This window comes from Aliiroseovarius sp. B-4 (assembly GCF_056857795.1).
The window spans coordinates 99,442-119,762 of record NZ_JBSXNV010000031.1; the positions used below are offsets into that span (position 1 = coordinate 99,442).

Annotated in this window: 20 protein-coding genes and 1 pseudogene; 14 read left to right on the forward strand and 7 right to left on the reverse strand. The window is 59.2% G+C overall.

The window, feature by feature from the left end:
• Position 1: 1 nt before the first annotated feature.
• On the reverse strand, positions 2-1,378 hold the full coding sequence (locus AC13C8_RS05490; RefSeq protein ID WP_482846626.1) for a M20/M25/M40 family metallo-hydrolase: 1,377 nt from the start codon (positions 1,376-1,378) through the stop codon (positions 2-4).
• A gap of 268 nt (positions 1,379-1,646) precedes the next feature.
• Here AC13C8_RS05490 and hemA point away from each other — a divergent pair, with 268 nt between their 5' ends.
• From hemA to ispG, 4 genes and pseudogenes are all read left to right on the forward strand, one after another.
• Complete coding sequence (gene hemA, locus AC13C8_RS05495) at positions 1,647-2,870, forward strand: 5-aminolevulinate synthase (RefSeq protein ID WP_091430579.1); 1,224 nt, start codon at positions 1,647-1,649, stop codon at positions 2,868-2,870.
• A 200-nt stretch (positions 2,871-3,070) separates the two neighbouring features.
• Positions 3,071-3,235, forward strand: a pseudogene (locus tag AC13C8_RS05500) (helix-turn-helix domain-containing protein); the annotation flags it as partial.
• Positions 3,236-4,297 carry a DUF4115 domain-containing protein gene (locus AC13C8_RS05505; RefSeq protein ID WP_482846757.1) on the forward strand — a complete coding sequence of 354 codons (1,062 nt, stop codon included), beginning with the start codon at positions 3,236-3,238 and terminating at the stop codon, positions 4,295-4,297. It begins immediately after the preceding pseudogene.
• 99 nt (positions 4,298-4,396) lie between these two features.
• Positions 4,397-5,521 (forward strand): flavodoxin-dependent (E)-4-hydroxy-3-methylbut-2-enyl-diphosphate synthase, encoded by a 1,125-nt coding sequence (gene ispG, locus AC13C8_RS05510; RefSeq protein WP_091432389.1) that lies wholly within the window; start codon positions 4,397-4,399, stop codon positions 5,519-5,521.
• A 245-nt stretch (positions 5,522-5,766) separates the two neighbouring features.
• Here the strand turns inward: ispG and AC13C8_RS05515 are convergent, their stop codons facing one another.
• The 4 genes from AC13C8_RS05515 to ccmI form a co-directional block, all read right to left on the reverse strand.
• On the reverse strand, positions 5,767-6,144 hold the full coding sequence (locus AC13C8_RS05515; RefSeq protein ID WP_482846628.1) for a hypothetical protein: 378 nt from the start codon (positions 6,142-6,144) through the stop codon (positions 5,767-5,769).
• Between the two features lie 68 nt (positions 6,145-6,212).
• Entirely contained in the window at positions 6,213-6,446 is a 234-nt protein-coding gene (locus AC13C8_RS05520) for a DUF1289 domain-containing protein (protein WP_482846629.1), read from the reverse strand.
• Positions 6,446-6,865, reverse strand: a complete 420-nt coding sequence (gene ruvX, locus AC13C8_RS05525; RefSeq protein WP_407639078.1) for a Holliday junction resolvase RuvX — start codon at positions 6,863-6,865, stop codon at positions 6,446-6,448. Before ruvX ends, AC13C8_RS05520 begins: the two co-directional genes overlap by 1 nt.
• A 41-nt stretch (positions 6,866-6,906) precedes the next feature.
• Entirely contained in the window at positions 6,907-8,172 is a 1,266-nt protein-coding gene (ccmI, locus tag AC13C8_RS05530) for a c-type cytochrome biogenesis protein CcmI (RefSeq protein ID WP_482846630.1), read from the reverse strand.
• 215 nt (positions 8,173-8,387) lie between these two features.
• Here ccmI and AC13C8_RS05535 point away from each other — a divergent pair, with 215 nt between their 5' ends.
• The 8 genes from AC13C8_RS05535 to rarD all read left to right on the forward strand — a co-directional run bounded on the left by AC13C8_RS05535 (position 8,388) and on the right by rarD (position 16,198).
• On the forward strand, positions 8,388-9,635 hold the full coding sequence (locus AC13C8_RS05535) for a sarcosine oxidase subunit beta family protein (RefSeq protein WP_482846631.1): 1,248 nt from the start codon (positions 8,388-8,390) through the stop codon (positions 9,633-9,635).
• Positions 9,635-10,000, forward strand: coding sequence for a hypothetical protein (locus AC13C8_RS05540; RefSeq protein WP_482846633.1), 366 nt, complete (start codon positions 9,635-9,637; stop codon positions 9,998-10,000). The genes AC13C8_RS05535 and AC13C8_RS05540 overlap by 1 nt, the downstream gene beginning before the upstream one ends.
• Positions 9,994-10,317 carry a sarcosine oxidase subunit delta gene (locus AC13C8_RS05545; protein WP_246936635.1) on the forward strand — a complete coding sequence of 108 codons (324 nt, stop codon included), beginning with the start codon at positions 9,994-9,996 and terminating at the stop codon, positions 10,315-10,317. The genes AC13C8_RS05540 and AC13C8_RS05545 overlap by 7 nt, the downstream gene beginning before the upstream one ends.
• Entirely contained in the window at positions 10,314-13,331 is a 3,018-nt protein-coding gene (locus tag AC13C8_RS05550; RefSeq protein ID WP_482846635.1) for a sarcosine oxidase subunit alpha family protein, read from the forward strand. Before AC13C8_RS05545 ends, AC13C8_RS05550 begins: the two co-directional genes overlap by 4 nt.
• Complete coding sequence (locus AC13C8_RS05555; protein ID WP_091430571.1) at positions 13,324-13,881, forward strand: sarcosine oxidase subunit gamma; 558 nt, start codon at positions 13,324-13,326, stop codon at positions 13,879-13,881. The genes AC13C8_RS05550 and AC13C8_RS05555 overlap by 8 nt, the downstream gene beginning before the upstream one ends.
• Before the next feature lie 157 nt (positions 13,882-14,038).
• Positions 14,039-14,458, forward strand: coding sequence for a hypothetical protein (locus tag AC13C8_RS05560; RefSeq protein WP_482846637.1), 420 nt, complete (start codon positions 14,039-14,041; stop codon positions 14,456-14,458).
• A 102-nt stretch (positions 14,459-14,560) separates the two neighbouring features.
• Complete coding sequence (locus AC13C8_RS05565; protein ID WP_091430567.1) at positions 14,561-15,160, forward strand: superoxide dismutase; 600 nt, start codon at positions 14,561-14,563, stop codon at positions 15,158-15,160.
• A gap of 123 nt (positions 15,161-15,283) precedes the next feature.
• Positions 15,284-16,198, forward strand: a complete 915-nt coding sequence (rarD, locus tag AC13C8_RS05570; protein ID WP_482846639.1) for an EamA family transporter RarD — start codon at positions 15,284-15,286, stop codon at positions 16,196-16,198.
• Here the strand turns inward: rarD and AC13C8_RS05575 are convergent.
• Complete coding sequence (locus tag AC13C8_RS05575) at positions 16,162-16,719, reverse strand: LOG family protein (protein WP_091430562.1); 558 nt, start codon at positions 16,717-16,719, stop codon at positions 16,162-16,164. The two genes, rarD and AC13C8_RS05575, sit on opposite strands and share 37 nt — an antisense overlap.
• 109 nt (positions 16,720-16,828) lie before the next feature.
• On the opposite strand from AC13C8_RS05575, the gene AC13C8_RS05580 reads away from it, so the two are divergent.
• Positions 16,829-18,007, forward strand: coding sequence for a LysM peptidoglycan-binding domain-containing protein (locus AC13C8_RS05580; RefSeq protein ID WP_482846641.1), 1,179 nt, complete (start codon positions 16,829-16,831; stop codon positions 18,005-18,007).
• Here the strand turns inward: AC13C8_RS05580 and AC13C8_RS05585 are convergent.
• Positions 17,977-18,321, reverse strand: coding sequence for an ArsR/SmtB family transcription factor (locus tag AC13C8_RS05585; protein WP_322787725.1), 345 nt, complete (start codon positions 18,319-18,321; stop codon positions 17,977-17,979). The two genes, AC13C8_RS05580 and AC13C8_RS05585, sit on opposite strands and share 31 nt — an antisense overlap.
• Before the next feature lie 127 nt (positions 18,322-18,448).
• Between AC13C8_RS05585 and AC13C8_RS05590 the strand changes: the two genes are divergently transcribed.
• Positions 18,449-20,311, forward strand: a complete 1,863-nt coding sequence (locus AC13C8_RS05590) for an ABCB family ABC transporter ATP-binding protein/permease (protein WP_482846643.1) — start codon at positions 18,449-18,451, stop codon at positions 20,309-20,311.
• The last annotated feature ends 10 nt before the right edge of the window (positions 20,312-20,321 follow it).

Sequence of the window (20,321 nt, forward strand, 5' to 3'; positions counted from 1 at the left end):
TTCAGGACAGTTCTGCCAGAATACGTGCCCAGCTGCGGATGCCTTTATGGAAGCTCTCCAGATCGTATTTCTCGTTCGGGCTGTGGATGTTGTCGTCATCCTTGCCAAATCCGATCAGCATCGCATCGACGCCCAGAATATCCTTGAAATAGCCCGCAATCGGAATCGAGCCGCCACAGCCAGCAAAAGCCGCCGGGATGCCCCACTCGTCGGTCAGCGCCTTTCGGGCTTGTTCAAACATCGGGTTATCTGTTGAGACCTGCGCGGCAGGCGCGCCTTTTTCGGTGCGGTATTCGATGGTGAACCCGTCGGGCAGACGGTCTTCCAAATAGGCGCGGAAGGTCTTGCGGATCGCGTCCGGGTCTTGCTTGCCCACCAGTCTGAAACTGACCTTGGCGGACGCCTTGCTGGGCAGCACGGTCTTGAACCCGTCGCCGGTATAGCCACCCCAGATGCCGTTCACATCACAGGTGGGCCGCGACCACAGCATTTCAATCGGCATGCGGTCCTGTTCGCCTGCCGGATGTTTCAATCCGACATCGGCAAGGAATTTTACATGATCAAAGCCCAGCCCCTGCCATTGGGCGCGCATCTCGTCTGACAACTCCTCGACCCCGTCATAAAAGCCGGGCAGGGTGATGCGCCCCGTGTCGTCATGCAGGTCTGCCAGCGCACGGGTCAGGATGCGGATCGGATTCATCGCCACACCACCATACATGCCCGAATGCAGATCGCGGTCGGGGCCGGTGATGGTGAAATCCTCGCAGGTCATACCGCGCAGTTGGGTGATGATCGCGGGGGACTTTGATTCGAACAAACCGGTGTCGCAGATCAGCGCAATGTCGGTGGTCAGCTCATCCTTGTTTTCTTCCATGAAGGGGATCAGCGACGGAGACCCCGATTCTTCTTCGCCTTCAAAAAACAGTGAAATGCGGGCCGGCAGGCTGCCGTGGACCGCAGTCCACGCCCGACAGGCCTCGACAAAAGTCATCAGCTGGCCCTTGTCATCTGACGACCCGCGACCCCGGATCACCTTGCCCGCTGGCGTGTCCTCAAGGGCGGGTTCAAAGGGCGGCGTGTCCCACAAATCCAAGGGGTCCACCGGCTGCACGTCATAATGGCCATAGAACATCAAATGCGGCTTATCCGCGGGTCCATCGGCGTGTGCGACGACCATGGGATGACCCGGCGTTTGTCTCTTATCGGCTTGAAAACCAACCGTTTTCAGATCATCCACCAGCCAATCTGCGGCCTTCTGACACTCCACCGCATAAGCCGGATCGGTCGAAATGGACGGGATCCGCAGCAGCGCAAGCAGGCGGTCGATTGCGTCGGGAAGGTCCGCATCAATGCGGTCCAGAACAGGGCCGAGCGTCATGGAAAGCTCCAGTTTCAAGTATGGTCGGCGCAGACCCTAACAGGCCGACCGGCACTGTCCACCCTGCGCAGAAAAGGGGGACGTAGTGTCGCGGAAAACCCAAAAAGGGTTCCGTTTGAGATGGATCAATGTAAAACCCGCCTGCAAACCGTTAACTCGGCAAGCAGCGACGTTCAGGGAAAAACATATCGAGTTTTCGAATATGTTTGTGAGGTGATACCCTGTATGTTGAACGAACGAACAGGATCAGACCGGCCAGGAGGGAACCTTGGATTATAATCACGAGCTTGATGTGGCGCTGCAGCGTCTGCATGACGAAGGCCGCTATCGCACGTTCATCGAAATCGAGCGTCATCAAGGCCAGTTCCCCCACGCCACGTGGAAAAAGCCCGATGGCTCCGAGATGCCGGTGACCGTCTGGTGCGGCAACGACTATCTGGGCATGGGGCAGCACCCCAAAGTGCGTGACGCCATGCACGAAGCGATCGAGGCGACCGGCGCAGGGTCGGGTGGAACCCGCAACATCTCGGGCACGACCATCTATCACAAACGGCTGGAAGCCGAGATTGCCGACCTTCACCGGAAGGAAGACGCGCTGATCTTCACCTCGGCCTACATCGCGAATGATGCGACCCTGTCTACTCTTCCGAAACTGTTCCCCGGCCTGATCATCTATTCCGATGCGTTGAACCATGCCTCGATGATCGAAGGCGTGCGCCGCAATGGCGGTGCGAAACGAATCTTCCGCCATAATGACGTTGCCCATCTGCGCGAGCTTCTGGAAGCCGACGACCCGGCCGCCCCGAAGCTGATCGCGTTTGAAAGCGTCTATTCGATGGATGGCGATTTCGGCCCGATCGAAGCCCTTTGTGATCTGGCGGACGAGTTCGGCGCCCTGACCTATATCGACGAAGTGCATGCGGTGGGCATGTATGGCCCGCGCGGGGCAGGGGTGTCAGAGCGTGACAACCTTGCGCACCGGATCGACATCATCAACGGCACCCTGGCAAAAGCCTATGGCGTGATGGGCGGCTATATCGCCGCATCCGCGAAAATGTGTGACGCCGTGCGCTCTTATGCACCGGGCTTTATCTTCACCACATCGCTCCCCCCGGCCGTGGCGGCAGGGGCAGCGGCGTCGGTCAGACACCTGAAAGAAGATCAGGCTTTGCGCGAGGCGCACCAGACCCAGGCCAAGATTCTAAAAACCCGCTTGAAAGCGCTTGGACTTCCAATCATCGACCATGATTCGCACATCGTTCCGCTGATTGTCGGCGACCCCGTCCATACCAAGCAACTGTCAGATATGTTATTGGAAAACTTCGGTATTTACGTGCAGCCGATCAATTTTCCTACGGTCCCACGCGGTACGGAACGGCTGCGGTTTACCCCGTCGCCGGTGCATGGACCCAAGGAAATGGATGCCCTGATCAACGCCCTTGATCAGCTCTGGTCGCATTGTGAGCTAAATCGCGCCGAGCTTTCTGCTTAACTCCAATCACGGACTGCACATTTTGTGAGAATGTGTTACCTTTCCGTTAGCGAAGGCAACGACCGCGAATCGTTGGCTTCATTTGGGACACATGAGGCACGAGGAGCAGCTGGATGATCGGGCGTTGGAACACGTCTCGGGTCGAGGAAGAAGAGAAGCCAACCGGCTTTGATTCTTTCGATCTGCGACTTGGCGATGTCATGCGTGGCGAACGTGCGACGCTTGGTAAATCGCTGTTGGATGTCCAGCGCGAACTCAAGATCAAAGCCACCTATATTGCCGCCATTGAAAACGCCGATGTGTCCGCATTTGAAACACAGGGCTTCATAGCAGGCTATGTCCGGTCCTATGCCCGGTATTTGGGGATGGACCCGGAATGGGCCTATAAGACCTTCTGCAAGGAAAGTGGGTTCACCACCGCGCATGGACTTTCCGCAAGTGCCTCCAGCCAGTCTGACAAGACCAAAAAAGTTACGAAACGGGCTGATCACAGTGGCGATCCGCTGGCCAATCCCAATGCCAACTGGGTGCCCCAGACCGAAAGCATTTTTGCAGGGATCGAGCCCGGCGCTGTCGGCTCGGTGGCCGTGCTTGCGGCGCTGATCGGGTTGCTTGGCTATGGCGGTTGGTCCGTGTTGCAGGAAATTCAACGTGTCGATTTCGCGCCGATTGAACAAACGCCCGGTGTGCTGGCCGAGTTGCCGGATGTTGGCGGTGGACCTGCCAGCTTTGCCGCGGATGACGACACTGAAATCATGGCCGAAGCCGGTGCGGGACTGTCCCAGCCCCCGTCGGCGGAAGCACTGGATCGGCTTTATCGTCCGCAGGCGCTGGAAGTGCCGGTTCTGACCCATCGGGATGCACCAATCTCGACTCTCGATCCTGCCAGCGTTGGTGTGCTGGCCGGTGTGACTGCGCCTGATCTGGGGGCCGCACCCGCGTTGTTTGGATCAAGCCCGAACAGCGATGCGATTGCTTCGCGTGACACGCAACGGATTGCAGCAAATGCAATTTCCCCGACCGCTGATGGAATTTCCCCGACCGCTGAAGGAAATGCCGAATCTGCCACCCGTGCAGTGCAAGTTCTGGGTGCTGAAGCAGCGGAAGTCGCCATATTTGCCGTACGCCCGTCTTGGGTTCGTATCCAATCTGCGGATGGAACCGTCATCTTCGAAAAGATACTGGATGCGGGCGAGCATTACGTGTTGCCCAAAACCGAACAGGCACCTGTGATGCGCACCGGCAATGCGGGATCGGTTTACTTCGCCGTGAACGGCACCGCCTATGGCCCATCGGGTGATGGTCCGTCTGTCGTGAAAAACGTGGCCTTGTCACAAGAGGCCTTGACCGAGGTCTTCGCCATCGCTGATCTGGCGAATGACGCCGATCTGGCGACCTATGTGGCTGAACTGAACCCGGCTCAGTAACATCATACATTGCAATCGCGCAGTGGCGGTGCGTGCTTGTCGCCGCGTCCCGCGCGCGCTATCCCTGGCCGCGAACATATCGGCGAAAGAGTGATCCCCATGTCTCACAATCCAATCCGTCCATGGCGTGACATCGAACGGCGTCAGTCGCGGCAGGTTATGGTCGGCAACGTACCGGTGGGCGGCGGGGCACCGATTGCCGTGCAAACGATGACGAACACCGACAGCTCTGATGTGAAGGCGACATTGGCACAGGTTATGGCGGCCGCAGAGGCCGGAGCCGATATCGTGCGCATCTCCTGCCCGGATGTTGCAGCGACAACCGCGCTGAAAGAGATCACCGCTGAAAGCCCGGTGCCGATTGTGGCGGATATCCATTTTCACTACAAACGCGCCATCGAAGCTGCCGAGGCAGGCGCGGCCTGCCTGCGCATCAACCCCGGCAATATCGGTGATGAAAGCCGAGTACGTGAAGTGATCAAGGCCGCAAAAGATCACGGCTGCTCGATCCGCATTGGAGTGAACGCTGGATCCCTTGAACGCCACCTGCTTGAAAAATATGGCGAACCTTGCCCCGAAGCGATGGTGGAAAGCGGTCTGGACCACATTCGGATCCTCGAAGACAACGATTTCCGGGACTACAAGATCAGCGTGAAAGCCTCCGATGTGTTCCTGTCCGCGGCTGCCTATCACGGCATCGCCGAGGCAACGGACGCGCCGATCCATCTTGGGATCACCGAGGCGGGCGGGTTTGTGTCCGGCACCATCAAGAGCGCCGTCGGACTGGGCAATCTGCTTTGGGCCGGGATCGGGGACACGATCCGTGTCAGCCTGTCTGCCGACCCGGTGGAAGAGGTCAAGGTGGGCTTTGAAATTCTGAAAAGCCTCGGGCTGCGGCACCGGGGGGTCAACATCATCTCCTGCCCTTCCTGTGCGCGGCAGGGGTTTGATGTGATCAAGACCGTCGCGACGTTGGAAGAACGCCTTGCGCATATTCATACCCCCATGAGCCTGTCGATCATCGGCTGCGTGGTAAACGGCCCGGGCGAGGCGCTGATGACCGATGTCGGCTTTACTGGCGGTGGTGCCGGGTCAGGCATGGTGTATGTGGCGGGCAAGCAGGATCACAAGCTCGACAACGAAAAAATGGTCGACCATATCGTAGAACTGGTCGAGAAGCGCGCCGCGGAACTCGAGAAGCAGTCCGAAGAGGCGGCGGAGTAATGTGGGGGCGTTGCCCCCTCGAGCCGACGGCTCTCACCCCCAGGATATTTTTGGCCAGAAGAAACGCAAATCCTCGCATTTCCATGGTCGTTGATAAGTCACGCGGTGCTTAATGCCGATCAGTGTGCGCTCGGGCTGCGAGGTAGGATCTGCTGTCCTTCCTCTGGCCCCAAACATCCTTGGATGAGCACCAAAGGCATGAGCGGCGAAGCCCCTTCGTTGACGGTTTGGGTTGGCCATTGGCGTCAATGTTCGGTGATTGACTGGATCGGAAATCTTAGATCGTTTTTCGTGATCAGAACCAGCCGGTCTTTGTTCATGACATAAAGGTCGCAGCGCGACACCCCCGTTACGAACACCACGCAGGCAGTGCTGTCAGTGCCGATCTTGTATTCGCCCAGCCATGTTCCGCCGCCGCCATAGGTATAGGAATATGTCCCGTCCCGATTGAAGACGGCGGTGGCGCCATCGTAGAATGTCAGCGTTTGGCCCGACACAGTGCTGCTCAGGTCGGCCTGCTCCATTCTGGTGTCACCGGGTCTGGTTTTCCAACCTTCCGCAAGCGAAGGTGACGCAACAAGCAGCGCAATTGCGCCAAAGACATAGCGGAGAAATGAGGTCATCGGGCGTCCTTTTGCCCTGATCTTATCCGCAATTTCCGCCGCGCCGGGTCACGTTGTGGAGAGCGGTTTCAGGTCTGGCTGAGCCGCGATTTGCGCCCGCCGCGTCGTTTTGACAATTGCGTTTTGCGGCCCGGCAATTCACTTAACACCGCGCGGCGTGCGTCGGGCGATAATCGGGACCAATGGGCGATCTCGTCAATCGAGCGGTAACATCCGGTGCAGATGCGCGCGGTCGGGAGGACCACACAGATGTTTATACAGGGGCTTTCGACCTCGTCCCGTTTCCAGATGTCGTCTGACATTACAGATGCCTCATTCGATCCAACACACCTTGCAGGATATAGCCTGCGGCGACATGGTCGATCACCTCGGCGCGACGCTTTCGGGAGGTATCCGCCTCTAGCAGGGCGCGTTCGGCGGCAACGGTGGACAGGCGTTCATCCCAAAAGGTGATGGGGATATCGGTCAGTTTCTCCAGATTGCGGGCGAAACCGCGGGTGGATTGAGCGCGTGGACCTTCGCTGCCGTCCATGTTGCGCGGCAGGCCAAGGATCAACCCGCCCAATTCACGATCCGTGATAATTGTCTGCAACCGGGCAGCGTCAGCAGTGAATTTGGTGCGTTTGATGGTTTCCAGCGGGGTCGAGACCTGTCGCATCCGGTCAGAGACCGCAACCCCGATGGTCTTGGTGCCAAGGTCCAGCCCGGCAAGCGCCGACATCGGGGGCAGCGCGGCGGCAAACTCCTGGACCGTTTCGAAGATCACGGGGCGACCCCGGCCTGTTCGGCGGCTATGCGAACGGTTGCCAACGCATCGGGATTGTTCTGAAACAGGGTTTGGGCCTCGTCCCAGATCGTGCTGGCGCGCCCGGTGTTGCCGACAACGCCCAACACGTTGATCAGGCGCGCCCATTCTTCGGGTGTGCCACCTTCGGTCGCCAGTCGTTCGGAAAGCTGGTCGATCATCCCCTGAATCATCGCGGCGCGATCTTCTCCGCTCATCTCTTGTGCAGCTTCGATGTCATCGGCACTGGGACCCGTCAGGTTGGGCATGGCCGGGCGTGTGGGCGCGTCAGGCGGTGTGTAGTCCACGCCCGCAAAGGTTGCGAGGCTGCCGATCTGCGAACGCACCGAGGACCACCAGATGGCCGTGTCCGGTCCTTCTTCCAACAAACCGCGCCACAAGTTGAAGCCCATGTCGGGGCGGCCGTTCTGGGCGAACATCAGCCCGGAATAATAGCGCGCCAATTGGTGATTGGGGTCACGCTCAAGCGCCTTTCCGAGCATGTCTTCCGCCTCGGGCGAGATGAATCCACCAGCCGCATTGACCAACAGGTCGGCCTGCCGGACAAAATCGTCTGCTGTTGCAGCGGCGCCTTTTACCTCAATCAGATGTCCCATCGCCTTGTGCGCCGCGACCATATTGCCGATGGCGGCTTCGTGCTGGACCAGCAGGTCCAACCCGTGCGGATCATCGGGGTTTTTGGTGACGGCGTCACGCAAGCCCTCAATCAGCTCAAGATAATCCGCGGGCGCTTCGGCGGGGGGGCCGGGCCACGGCGGCATGTCCGCTTCGACCTCGGCCTGGCTGGGGCGGCTCTCACGCATTTCCTGGCTCTTGGCGATGCGCTTTTCACGGCCCAAATCCTGAAAGCCCGGTGAACCGAGAAACCAGTAAAGACCGAATGCGCCGCCTGCCAGCAGGATTGCACACAGACCGAGCGCCAGTCGGCTGAGGGTTCGAGGCGCGTCGGTTGGTCGGGTTTTGGCTTGAGCTGCCTTGTCGGCCTCAAGCAAGCGACGCGAGATCTCGATGCGCGCGCGTTCTGCGTCCTGGGCTGTCACCGTGCCACGTGCAACATCGCGATCCAATTCGCTGAGCTGGTCGCGATAGACCTTCATGTCAGAACTCAGCTTCGATGTGTCGTCGTCATTCGAGGTTGCGGTATCGCGCAGGCGCAGCATTTGTCGCGCCAGAACCAGAATGGTGGCGAGGGTCAGTGCCCCGATGAGCAGCCAGAAAACCATGGTTCCTCCGCGTGTTTACGTTTCCCTTCATCTAATGTGCAAAGGGGACGGGCAAAACCCTTAATGATCAGGTGCGACAATCACGAAGCCGCGTAGAGCCGCAAATGACGGTTCATGTCGCCTTTTTCATTTCATATGACGCTGGATTGTCGTGAGAAAACGTCGCTAGAGTCTAGAACCGACATGAACCAGAGCGCCCAACCAAGGGGATTCGCATGCGACGCTATTCTGCATTTGCCATTGCGCGTGAGGCTGCGCGCTATCACCAGGGGTGGGAACGCGCCTGGGCTTCACCGAAGCCGAAGAAGAAATACGATGTGGTCATCGTGGGCGCGGGTGGGCACGGGTTGGCCACGGCCTTCTATCTGGGTAAAAACTTCGGGATCACCAATGTGGCGATCATCGAAAAGGGTTGGCTGGGCGGCGGTAACACCGGTCGTAACACCACGATCATCAGGTCGAACTATCTGCAAGACCCTTCTGCGGCGATCTATGAAAAGGCCCGCTCGCTTTACGAGACGATGAGCCAGGACCTGAACTACAACGTCATGTTCAGCCCGCGTGGCGTCATGATGCTGGCCCAGACCGAAAGCGAGGTGCGCGGATATGAGCGCACGGCGCATGCCAATGCGCTGCAAGGTGTGAAGACCGAGTTCATCTCGCCCCAGCGCGTCAAGGAACTGGTGCCGATCATGAACATCAACGGTCCGCGCTATCCCGTTCTGGGCGCGCTGTGGCAGGCCCGCGGCGGCACGGCGCGGCACGATGCGGTCGCGTGGGGCTATGCCCGTGCGTGTTCCGACATGGGCATGGACATCATCCAGAAATGCGAAGTGACCGGGGTGCGTCAGTCGGGCGGCAACGTCACCGGGGTTGATACCACCCACGGTCAGATTGATTGTGACAAGCTGGCGATGGTTGTCGCGGGCAATGCGGGGGCGCTGGCGGATATGGCGGGCTTCCGTCTGCCGATGGAAAGCGTCGCGCTGCAAGCACTGGTGTCCGAGCCGATCAAGCCCTGTATCGACGTGGTCGTGATGGCCAACACCGTGCACGGCTATATGTCTCAGTCTGACAAAGGCGAGCTTGTGATCGGTGGCGGCACGGACGGGTTCAACAACTACACCCAGCGCGGATCATTCCACCACGTGGAAGAAACCGTGCGCGCCTTGGTCGAGACCTTCCCCATCATCTCGCGCCTGAAAATGCTGCGCCAATGGGGCGGCATCGTGGACGTGACCGGCGACCGTTCCCCCATCATCGGCAAAACGCCCTTGGGCAACTGCTTCATCAACTGCGGCTGGGGCACAGGCGGCTTCAAATCGATCCCCGGATCGGGCTGGGCCATGGCCGAAACCGTGGCCAAGGGCGAACCCGGCGCGCTGGCTGGCGCGTTCGGCCTGAACCGCTTCACCGAGGGACGCTTCATTGATGAAAGCGTGGCTGCGGGGGTGGCGCACTGATGACGGACTATCCTAATAAGCAGGATCAATCGAAGCGGTTGCGCCCGTATGTCATAATGTTGTGGTTGGTTGCCCTCGCATTGTTTGCAAGTGGTCTACTGATGGAGCTTCGCTTGGGTGTCCCAAATGCTTTTTCGAAGCTCTCATCATTGGCGATATTGTGGTCGGTTGGCGTGTTCTTTTACTTGGAAAAGCGCGAATTTCTGACTGGTCATGGGGCGGAAATGTTTGATTCCGCCGGCCATGTGATTCCCAAAGGCATTGTCGGACCACATGTCACATGGGTAACGATCTTAGGCTCGATTGGTGGAATATTTGGCGATTGGATTGTCGCACTTTCTAACTGTGGAGGTCTAAAATGCTGATCCTTGAATGCCCATACTGCGGCGTGATGGCCGATGAAACGGACCTGCATGGCGGCGGCGAGGCGCATCTGAAGCGTTTCGGGCCCGGCTCGTCCGATGATGATTTCGAGACCTACCTGTTTCACCGCGCGAACCCCAAAGGCGTTCATTTTGAACGCTGGCGGCACGTGTCGGGTTGCGGCAAGTGGTTCCACGCGGCGCGCAACACCATGACGCTTGAGGTTTACGGCACCTATCCGGCCCAGACCTATGAGCCGCCGAAAGAACTGGTCGCCAAGATCAAGAAGAAACATCCTGAATGGGGGGGCTGGAAATGAGCACCCGTCTGGCACAAGGCGGTCGCCTGATCGACCGTTCGAAACCAAAGAACTTCACCTTCAACGGCAAACGTATGAAGGGGTATGAGGGCGACACGCTGGCCGCGGCCCTTCTGGGCGAAGACCAGATGCTGGTGGGTCGGTCGTTCAAATACCACCGCCCGCGTGGCATCGTCGCATCCGGCGCGGAAGAACCCAACGCGCTTGTAAACATGGGGCAGGGCGGGCGTTTTGAACCCAACCAACGCGTCACCACGACCGAGCTGTTTGACGGTCTGACCTGCACCTCGCAAAACCACTGGCCGAGCCTTGAGTTCGATGTGGGCGTGGTGAACAACTACGCCGCGCGCTTCCTGCCGGCGGGGTTCTATTACAAGACCTTTATGGCACCCGCGCCCGCTTGGAAGCATGTGTTCGAGCCGATCATCCGCAAATCCGCTGGTCTGGGCAAAGTCCCGACCGAGGCGGACGTGGATCGCTATGAGCATTTCTATCACCACACCGATGTCGTGGTGATCGGTGGCGGTGTTGCCGGTCTGGCGGCTGCTCTGGCCGCTGGTCGTTCGGGCGTGAAAACGCTGGTGATGGAGCAGACCCACCATTGGGGCGGACGTGCGCCGGTTGACGGGGGCGAGATCGACGGGCAGTCGCCCGATGACTGGATCGCCGCGACGCTGGCCGAGCTTGAAGGCATGGAAAACGTCACCCTGCGCACCCGCATGATGGGATCGGGCGTCTACGACCACGGCTATGCGCTGGGCTATGAACGTGTGGCCGATCATACGCCGGGCGATGACCGCCCGCGCCATCGCCTGTGGCGCATCCGTGCGCAGCAGATCGTCACCGCGACCGGTGCGATTGAACGTCCCTTGTCCTTTGCGGGCAATGATATCCCCGGCGTGATGCTGGCCTCGGCCGTGCGCGATTATGCGGTGAACTGGGGCGTGTCCGTGGGCGACCGCACCGTGGTTGTGACCAACAATGATGACGCTTACCGCACTGCACTTGTGATGAAAGAAGCCGGGCTTGACGTGCCGGTTATTCTGGACGCGCGAGATCATTCCAACGGCCCGTTGGCAGAAGCTGCTCGCGCCGCCGGCATCCGGGTCGAGGTTGGCAAGGCGATTGCCAAGGTGAACGGCGGCAAGCGCGTCACCGGAGTCTCGATCTGCGCCCAAGCGGGCGAGGGTGCCGCGGTCGAGGAAATTGCCTGCGACGCAGTCGCCATGTCGGGCGGTTGGTCGCCTGTCGTGCACCTGTGGTCGCATTGTGGAGGCAAGCTGATCTGGGACGAGGAGCAGGCGCATTTCCGCCCCGATCCTGACCGTGCACCCACCGGGCATGACGGTCAGCCCTTTGTTGTCACCGCAGGCTCAGCCTCGGGTCCGATGGGGTTGGCGGGGGTCTTGTCGAATGCCTATGAGGCAGGCAAGCGGGCCGCCAAGGCGGCAGGCGGCAAAGCCGTGCGCAAGGCGGGGCCAAAGGCGGAGGCCGAAAGCACGCAGCCCATGGCCCCCGTCTGGATCATGCCGCAGGGCGCTGGTCATCAGAAACGCATGAAAATGTGGCTGGATTATCAGAATGACGTGAAGGTGTCGGACGTGCAGTTGGCCGCGCGCGAGGGCTATGAAAGCGTTGAACACACCAAGCGCTATACCACGTTGGGTATGGCGACAGACCAAGGTAAATTGTCCAATATCAATGGATTGGCGGTACTTTCTGACGCATTGGGTCAACCGATCCCGGCGACCGGCACGACAACCTTCCGCCCACCCTATACCCCGATCAGCTTCGGGGCGATTGCTGGCGAAGCGCGCCACGAAATCTTCCAGCCGATCCGGCGCACGCCGATGCACCAGTGGCACGAAGACGCGGGTGCCTATATGGAACCCGTCGGCCATTGGCGTCGGCCCTATTGCTATGCCAAGCCGGGCGAGACCAACGAGCAAGCCGTGCATCGCGAGGTCCTGAATACCCGCGAAAAGCTGGGGCTGCTGGATGCCTCGACGCTGGGCAAGCTGATCGTCAAGGGGCCGGATGCGGGCAAGTTTCTGGACATGATGTATACCAACATGATGTCGAACCTGGCCGTCGGCAAATGCCGCTATGGTCTGATGTGCTCGGAAAACGGTTTCCTGTCCGATGACGGTGTTGTGGCCCGCATAGATGACGACACGTGGCTCTGCCACACCACCTCGGGCGGCGCCGACCGCATCCACGCGTGGATGGAGGAATGGCTGCAAACCGAATGGTGGGACTGGAAAGTTTATGTTGCCAACGTGACCGAGCAACTGGCGCAGGTCGCCGTGGTCGGCCCCAACGCGCGCAAGCTGCTTGAGAAACTGGGCGGGATGGATGTGTCCAAGGAAACTCTGCCCTTCATGCAGTGGAAAGACGGCAAGATCGGTGAGTTCGACGCGCGCGTCTATCGCATCTCGTTCTCGGGCGAGCTGTCATACGAGATCGCCGTGCCCGCCAGCCAGGGCCGCGCCTTCTGGGATACGCTGCTTGAGGCGGGGGAAGAGTTCGGCGTCATGCCGTATGGCACCGAATGTCTGCACATCATGCGGGCCGAAAAGGGGTTCATCATGATCGGGGACGAAACCGACGGCACCGTGATCCCGCAGGATCTGGGGCTGAACTGGGCGATTTCCAAGAAGAAAGAGGATTTTCTTGGCAAACGCGCCCAACAGCGCAGCCACATGACCGACCCCGATCGCTGGAAACTGGTCGGGCTTGAAACGCTGGACGGATCGGTTCTGCCGGACGGGGCCTATGCGGTGGCCGATGGCAATAACGAATATGGCCAGCGCAACATGATCGGGCGTGTGACCTCGACCTATTATTCGCCGACGCTCAAGAAAGGCATTGCGATGGGGCTTGTGAAGCATGGACCGGACCGGATGGGCGAAGTGGTGGACTTTCCGACGGTGGATGGGTCGAACACGGTGATCAAGGCGCGGATCTGCGATCCGGTCTTCTATGACAAGGACGGGGAGAAGCAAAATGTCTGATGCTGTGTCGGCACTTCAAGGCGCGTCCTTTGACGGCTACTGCAAGGTTGAAGAGGCCGGATTGGTCGGCATGATCACGCTGCGTGGCGACCTGTCATCGACAGGTGTTGCCAAGGCGGTGAAAGCCGCCACGGGCGCGGCCATTCCGGGGCAGGGCAAGATCACCGACGGCGTAAAGGGCCGTGTTGGCTGGATGTCTCCCGATGAGCTTTTGCTGATCACCGACCACATTGAGGCCCCGAAAGTGGTTGAGGCCGCGACCAGGGCGCTGGCAAAAGAGCATGCTCTGGTGGTCAATGTCTCAGACGCCCGCGCGGTGTTTCGCGTGAAGGGGACCGCTTGTCGCGAAGTGATCGCCAAACTGACCCCCGCCGATACCTCGCTCATGCAGCCCGGCATGCTGCGTCGCACCCGCATCGCCCAGATCCCCGCCGCGTTCTATCTGGAAGATGACGAGACTGCGGTTCTGGTCTGTTTCCGCTCGGTTGCGCAATACGCGTTCGATCTGCTGAAGGATGCGGCCAAGCCGGGGGGCGAGGTGTTCAGCTAGGCTGATCCGTCGGGGATACGTCATTTCGGATCGCGATCCGGGGTGACGTTATGATAAGTAGAGAAAACTCATCGCAGCCTCAACCAAAAAGGGTTGTGATACCTGACCTGCACCGATATTCCGCTGCGCGAAGAAGTAAGTGTAAGGGTATGAAAATATGACAAAGTATATGGCGATTGTTGCTTGCGTTGCAACAATAGGGGTCGCAGCGCCGGGATTTGCGAAAACCTATGATTGTAAGGTTGACGAAGCCGGGTCCGGCGACAACAAAGGCATTCCCCCGCACATCATTGTCACCGACGACAACGGCAAGATCAGTGTGATTGACGGGCTTATCCAAAACATGTTCGGCGAACCGATCGCTGCCAAGATTGACGTCGACAACGCCAAGCGGACGACATTCACTTGGACCGTCGAAAAAGTTGACGGGAAGGCTACGCAGCGAACCGGAAACCGTGTCGCCAAACTTGCCTTTCGTCTGACCTATCAGAAGGCAACAGGGACTGCCATCGCTTCGATGAAGCCGGTCGGCTATCGCAACACATTTCGCGCCAAAGGCAAATGCACGGTGAAATAACAGTCCGGGGGCTGGGTGGAATTCCGCCTTGCCCCTTGACCTTCCCCCGTCCGCTACCCCATCTAGGTTGTAACGGAAACACGCATGAACAGGGGGCTAGATATGGCTTTTGAACTTCCCGATCTTCCTTACGCACACGACGCGCTGGCCGATTTCGGTATGTCAGCGGAAACGCTGGAATATCACCACGACCTGCACCACAAGGCCTATGTGGACAATGGCAACAAGCTGATCGCCGGGACCGAGTGGGACGGCAAGTCGCTGGAAGATATCATCACCGGCACCTATGACAAATCGGCCGTCGCGCAAAACGGCATTTTCAACAACATCAGCCAGCTTTGGAACCACAACCAATTCTGGGAGATGATGGGGCCGGGCAAGACCGCGATGCCGGGCGAGCTTGAGAAGGCGATCAATGACAGTTTCGGCTCGGTTGACGAGTTCAAATCGCAATTTGCCGCCGCGGGTGCGGGCCAGTTCGGTTCGGGTTGGGCCTGGCTGGTGAAAGACACGGATGGCGCTCTGAAAGTCACCAAGACCGAAAACGGCGTGAACCCGCTGTGCTTCGGTCAGACCGCGCTGCTGGGTTGCGATGTGTGGGAGCATTCTTATTACATCGACTTCCGCAACAAGCGCCCCGCCTATCTGGACAACTTCCTGAACAACCTCGTGAACTGGGAAAACGTGGCGTCGCGCCTGTAATCCGGACCGGTCTGCGGCAACGTTTCTGTTGCCGGACGCATCACGAAACATCATGGCGGTCGCCCCTTGGGTGGCCGCTTTTTCTGTGCCAAGACTTATCGGTCAGCAGCCGGAGCACACGCGATGAGTGAGACCAGGAAAGGGATCGCGGCGATCATAGTCGCCTGCACCGTTTGGGGCTTGTCGCCGCTGTATTATAAGCTTCTGGAACACGTGCCACCATTGGAGGTGCTTAGCCACCGAACGCTTTGGTCATTGGCGATGTTCGGTCTGTTATTGGCTGTGCAAGGGCGCCTTGGGCATCTGCCTGCGTTGTTTCGCGGACAGTCGGCACTGCTGGTTGCCCTCGCAGCGCTTGTGATATCGGTCAATTGGGGCGGGTTCATCCTGTCGGTTCAAATCGGTATGGTGGTAGAGGCCAGTCTTGGCTATTTCATCTTTCCCCTCGCCATGGTGGTCCTTGGTCGTGTCTTGTTTGGTGAAGTGATAACCAGAGGCAAGGCCATAGCGTTGGCCTTGGCGACGACGGCGGTGTTGACGCTGACCCTGGGTCTTGGCGTCGCGCCTTGGCTCTCGTTGCTGCTGGGGGGCACCTTCGCGATCTATGGTGTGATCAAAAAGACCATGACATCTGGCCCCATTGTGTCTGTGACGGCCGAGGTGCTGATATTGGCCCCCGTTGCCATAATCTGGCTGCTGGGCACCCATTTTGCCGGTTGGCAGGGGATCGTTGGGCGCACGGGTGGCGTGTTCGGCACCGATTGGTGGGACAGTGTTCTGCTTGTGGTCTCGGGCCTGATCACGGCTGTACCGCTGGTGTTGTTCAGCTATGCCTCACGCCGTTTGGCGCTGTCCACGGTGGGGTTGGTGCAATATCTGAATCCGAGCCTTCAATTCACCTGTGCGGTCGTTGTGCTGGGCGAGACGGTCACGATCTGGCACATGATCGCCTTCCCGATGATCTGGTTGGCGCTTGCGATCTATTCAGCTGAGGCCTATCGTCATGACAGAGCGTCGCGCAGGGCTGTGATCGCCTGATCCACATCGGTAACGACGGTCACAAAGTCGCGCAGGGTGCCTTCGGCGAACCCCTGATTGATTACATGGTCCAACAGCGCGACCAACGGATCCCAGAAACCGTTGACGTTCAAAAGCAGGATGGGCTTGGCATGTAGGCCCAGTTGGCGCCATGTCAACACCTCGAAGAATTCGTCCAGTGACCCCGCACCACCCGGCAATACCACCACGGCATCGGAGTTCATGAACATGACCTTTTTTCGCTCGTGCATATTTTCGGTCACGATGAAGGTGGTCAGGTCGCGTTTGCCCACCTCCCATTTCATCAGATGCTGGGGGATGACGCCAAAGGTCTGCGCGCCTTCGGCCTGCGCAGCGATGGCCACTGTTCCCATCAACCCCACATCCCCAGCCCCATAGACCAGCCGCCATCCGTTGCCCGCCAATGCAGTGCCAAGCGCCGTTGCGGCTTCGCGAAAGGCCGGGTCCGTGCCAAACCGCGAGCCGCAGTAGACGCAAACCGATGCTGTGTGCTGTGTCATGGATGTCCCCAATTCGTTGCCGCCTGAATGATCTTTTGACCGGTGTTAGCGGGATTGCTACTGTTCAACAAGCAGGTGCGGCTTAAAGATCGGCCGACAGGGGACGCAAATGACAACAGAAACAGGCAACGCTGACAAGGCAACCGGGCTTAAGGTGGCGGCAGGAGCCGTTCTTGCGGTTGCGATTGGTGTGGCGTGGTATTTCTGGGCGCAGCAACCGTCACCTGTTTCACCTGATCCGGTTGCAGAAACTTCTGCACCGCCGACGGATACCCCGGCAGCGGACAACCCGAAGGCAGATGTTGCTTCGCCTGCGTCCGAGGATGTCGCAGACGGGGCGGCAGAGGTGCCGACCTCGCCCGGTTCAGCGCCCGGTTTCGACGTTGTCCGCGTGGACCCGGATGGCAGTGCCGTGGTCGCTGGCCATGCCGAACCCGGAAGCACCATTCAATTGACGCTGGATGGCGCACCGCTTGAGGATGTCGAAGTGGGCAGCGATGGAAACTTTGTGGCCCTGCTGGACATTCCCGTCGAAACCCCAGGTGCACTGGGCTTTTCCACACTGGATGAAAGCGGCAAGGTTGTTGAGAACAGCGAAAGCCCGCAGACCGTTCTGATCGCCCCAACCACGCCTGCCCCGACCCCCGAGCCGGTCGCTGAAACGCCAGACGGCGGCGATACGCCTGCCATGGCTGAAACAGATACCTCAAGCCCGGAAACGCCTGACGCCACGGTCGCCGCCCCGCAAGTTCTGCTGGCGGATGACGAGGGTATCGCAGTGTTGCAGGATGGCACGGGTCTTCCCGCAGTCGACAATATCGTCATTGACGCAATTACCTATGACGAAACCGGCGACGTTGCCTTGTCGGGTCGCGGGCAAAGTGGTGCCAACCTGCGTGTCTATCTGGACAACAAACCGATCGAGATCGGCGAGATAACGGAAAGCGGCCAATGGCGCGTGCCTTTGCCAGAAGTGGACAGCGGGGTCTATACTCTGCGTGTGGATGAACTGGCCGAGGACGGATCCGTCACATCGCGCACCGAGACACCGTTCAAACGCGAAGAACCCACCCAATTGGCTGCCGTGGCGAATGCGGACCCTGAAACCCCGAAAGCACGTGTCGAGGCGGTGACGGTGCAACCCGGGTCAACACTTTGGGCGATCGCGCGCGAACATCTTGGGGAAGGGCCGCTTTATGTGCGCGTCTTTGCCGCCAATCGCGAACAGATCCGCGACCCGGACCTGATCTATCCCGGTCAGGTTTTCGCGATCCCCGATCCGGAGTGATCTGTACCGCCTTTGGACAGCGTTGACACTCCTTCGGTGGTGTCAGTGCAGGCACAGATATCCGGATCGCGCGCGCAGCAATCGTTCAGCAAATAGGCGATGACACCGCCAAGGGCCTTGCAGTCCGCGGCATAGATGACATGGCGCGATGCTTTGCGTGATGTTACAAGTCCTGCGGCTTCCAATTGGGACAAGTGGAACGACAGGCCAGATGCTGATACACCAAGCGCTTCGGCAATGGCGCCCGCGGCCAACCCATCTTTGCCAAGGGGCACAAGCAGGCGCACGATTTCCAAACGTGTGTCATGTGCCATGGCTGACAGGGATCTGAGGACTCGACTCTGCTTCATATTTCAAATATCGGTGAAATATTGAAATGATACAAGCGCTGTCTGATCTCACCGCGCAGATAAGACATCGCCCGCCAAGATAAGGTATCGCATGGCCCCCTCCCGTATCACCTCGACCGAAGCGCCGAAGAATGGCTGGCGCACGATCAAACGTGTCGCCCCATATTTGTGGCCAGAGGACAAACCGTGGGTGAAACGGCGCGTGGTGATCGCGCTGGTGATGCTTCTGGCGTCCAAAGTGATCTCGGTCCTGACGCCCTTTCTGTACAAGGGCGCGGTTGATGTGCTGAGCGGCGAGGCGACCGGGGAAGCCTGGGCGCTGGCGATGGGCGCAATCGGTTTGACGCTGGCCTATGGCATGGCACGGATCATGACCAGCGGGTTTCAACAGTTGCGCGACGCGGTGTTCGCCCGCGTGGGACAGCGCGCCCTGCGTCAACTGGCGCTGGAGACGTTCACTCACATTCACCGTCTGTCGATGCGCTATCACATCACCCGCAAGACAGGTGGTCTGTCGCGGATCATCGAACGTGGCGTGAAGGGGGTCGAATTCCTTTTGCGCTTCATGCTGTTTTCGATGGGACCGTTGGTGCTGGAGCTTGCGCTGATCTCGGCCATCCTCTTTTTCGTGTTTGATGTCTGGTATCTGGCCGTCGTGGTTGGGACCATCGGTGCCTATGTCTGGTTCACTTTCAAAGTGACCGAATGGCGCGTGCGTATCCGCAAGGAAATGAACGATCAGGACACCGACGCCAACCAAAAGGCCATCGACAGCCTGCTGAATTTCGAGACGGTCAAATATTTCGGGGCCGAGAAGCGCGAAGCCGAACGGTATGACGTGGCCATGGCGGGATATGAAGTCGCCGCGCTCAAGACTTCGTATTCACTGGCCTTTCTGAATTTTGGACAGGTTCTTTTGATCACGCTGGGTCTGGTGGGCGTCATGGTGCTGGCCGCCATTGGTGTGCAGGCGGGCGACCTGACGGTCGGCGATTTCGTCATGGTCAACGCCTATATGATCCAGATCACCTTGCCTTTGAACTTCCTCGGCACGGTTTATCGTGAAATCCGCCAATCGCTTGTCGATATGGGCGAGATGTTTGACTTGCTTGAACAGCCCGCCGAAGTGACGGACAAACCCGGCGCCCCGGACATCAAGATCACTGGCGGTGCGTTGAAGTTTGATGATTTGCGCTTCGGCTACGATGCGAAGCGCCCGATCCTGAAGGGCGTGTCAATTGACGTTCCGGCAGGCAAGACGGTTGCGATTGTCGGCCCCTCCGGGTCTGGCAAGTCCACCATCGGGCGGTTGTTGTTCCGGTTTTATGACGTCAGTGGTGGCAGCCTGAAGATCGACGGGCAGGATGTGCGCGATGTGACGCAGGACAGCCTGCATGGTGTGATCGGCGTCGTGCCGCAGGACACGGTGCTGTTCAACGACAGTGTATACTACAACATCGCCTATGGTCGTCCCGAAGCCAGCCGGGAAGAGGTCGAAGGCGCCGCGAAGGCCGCAAGAATACATGATTTCATCATGAGCTTGCCTCACGGCTACAAGACACAGGTGGGCGAACGCGGGCTGAAACTGTCGGGCGGGGAAAAACAGCGGGTGGGCATCGCGCGCACGCTTTTGAAGAATCCGCCGATCCTGCTGTTGGACGAAGCGACCTCGGCGCTGGACACCCAGACCGAGCGCGACATTCAGGAAAGTCTGCGCGAGATGGGCGAAGGTCGCACCGTGATCACCATCGCACACCGCCTGTCCACGATTGTCGATGCGGATGAGATCATCGTGCTGGAAGCGGGCGAAGTGGTTGAGCGTGGCGGCCATGACGCCTTGCTGGAAAAAGACGGACGCTATTCCGCGATGTGGGCACGTCAAGCCAGCGAGGCCGCACAGGAAGATACCCCTGACCAGATGCCCGCTTCAGGCCATCTGAAACTGGCCGAGTGATAACGAGCCA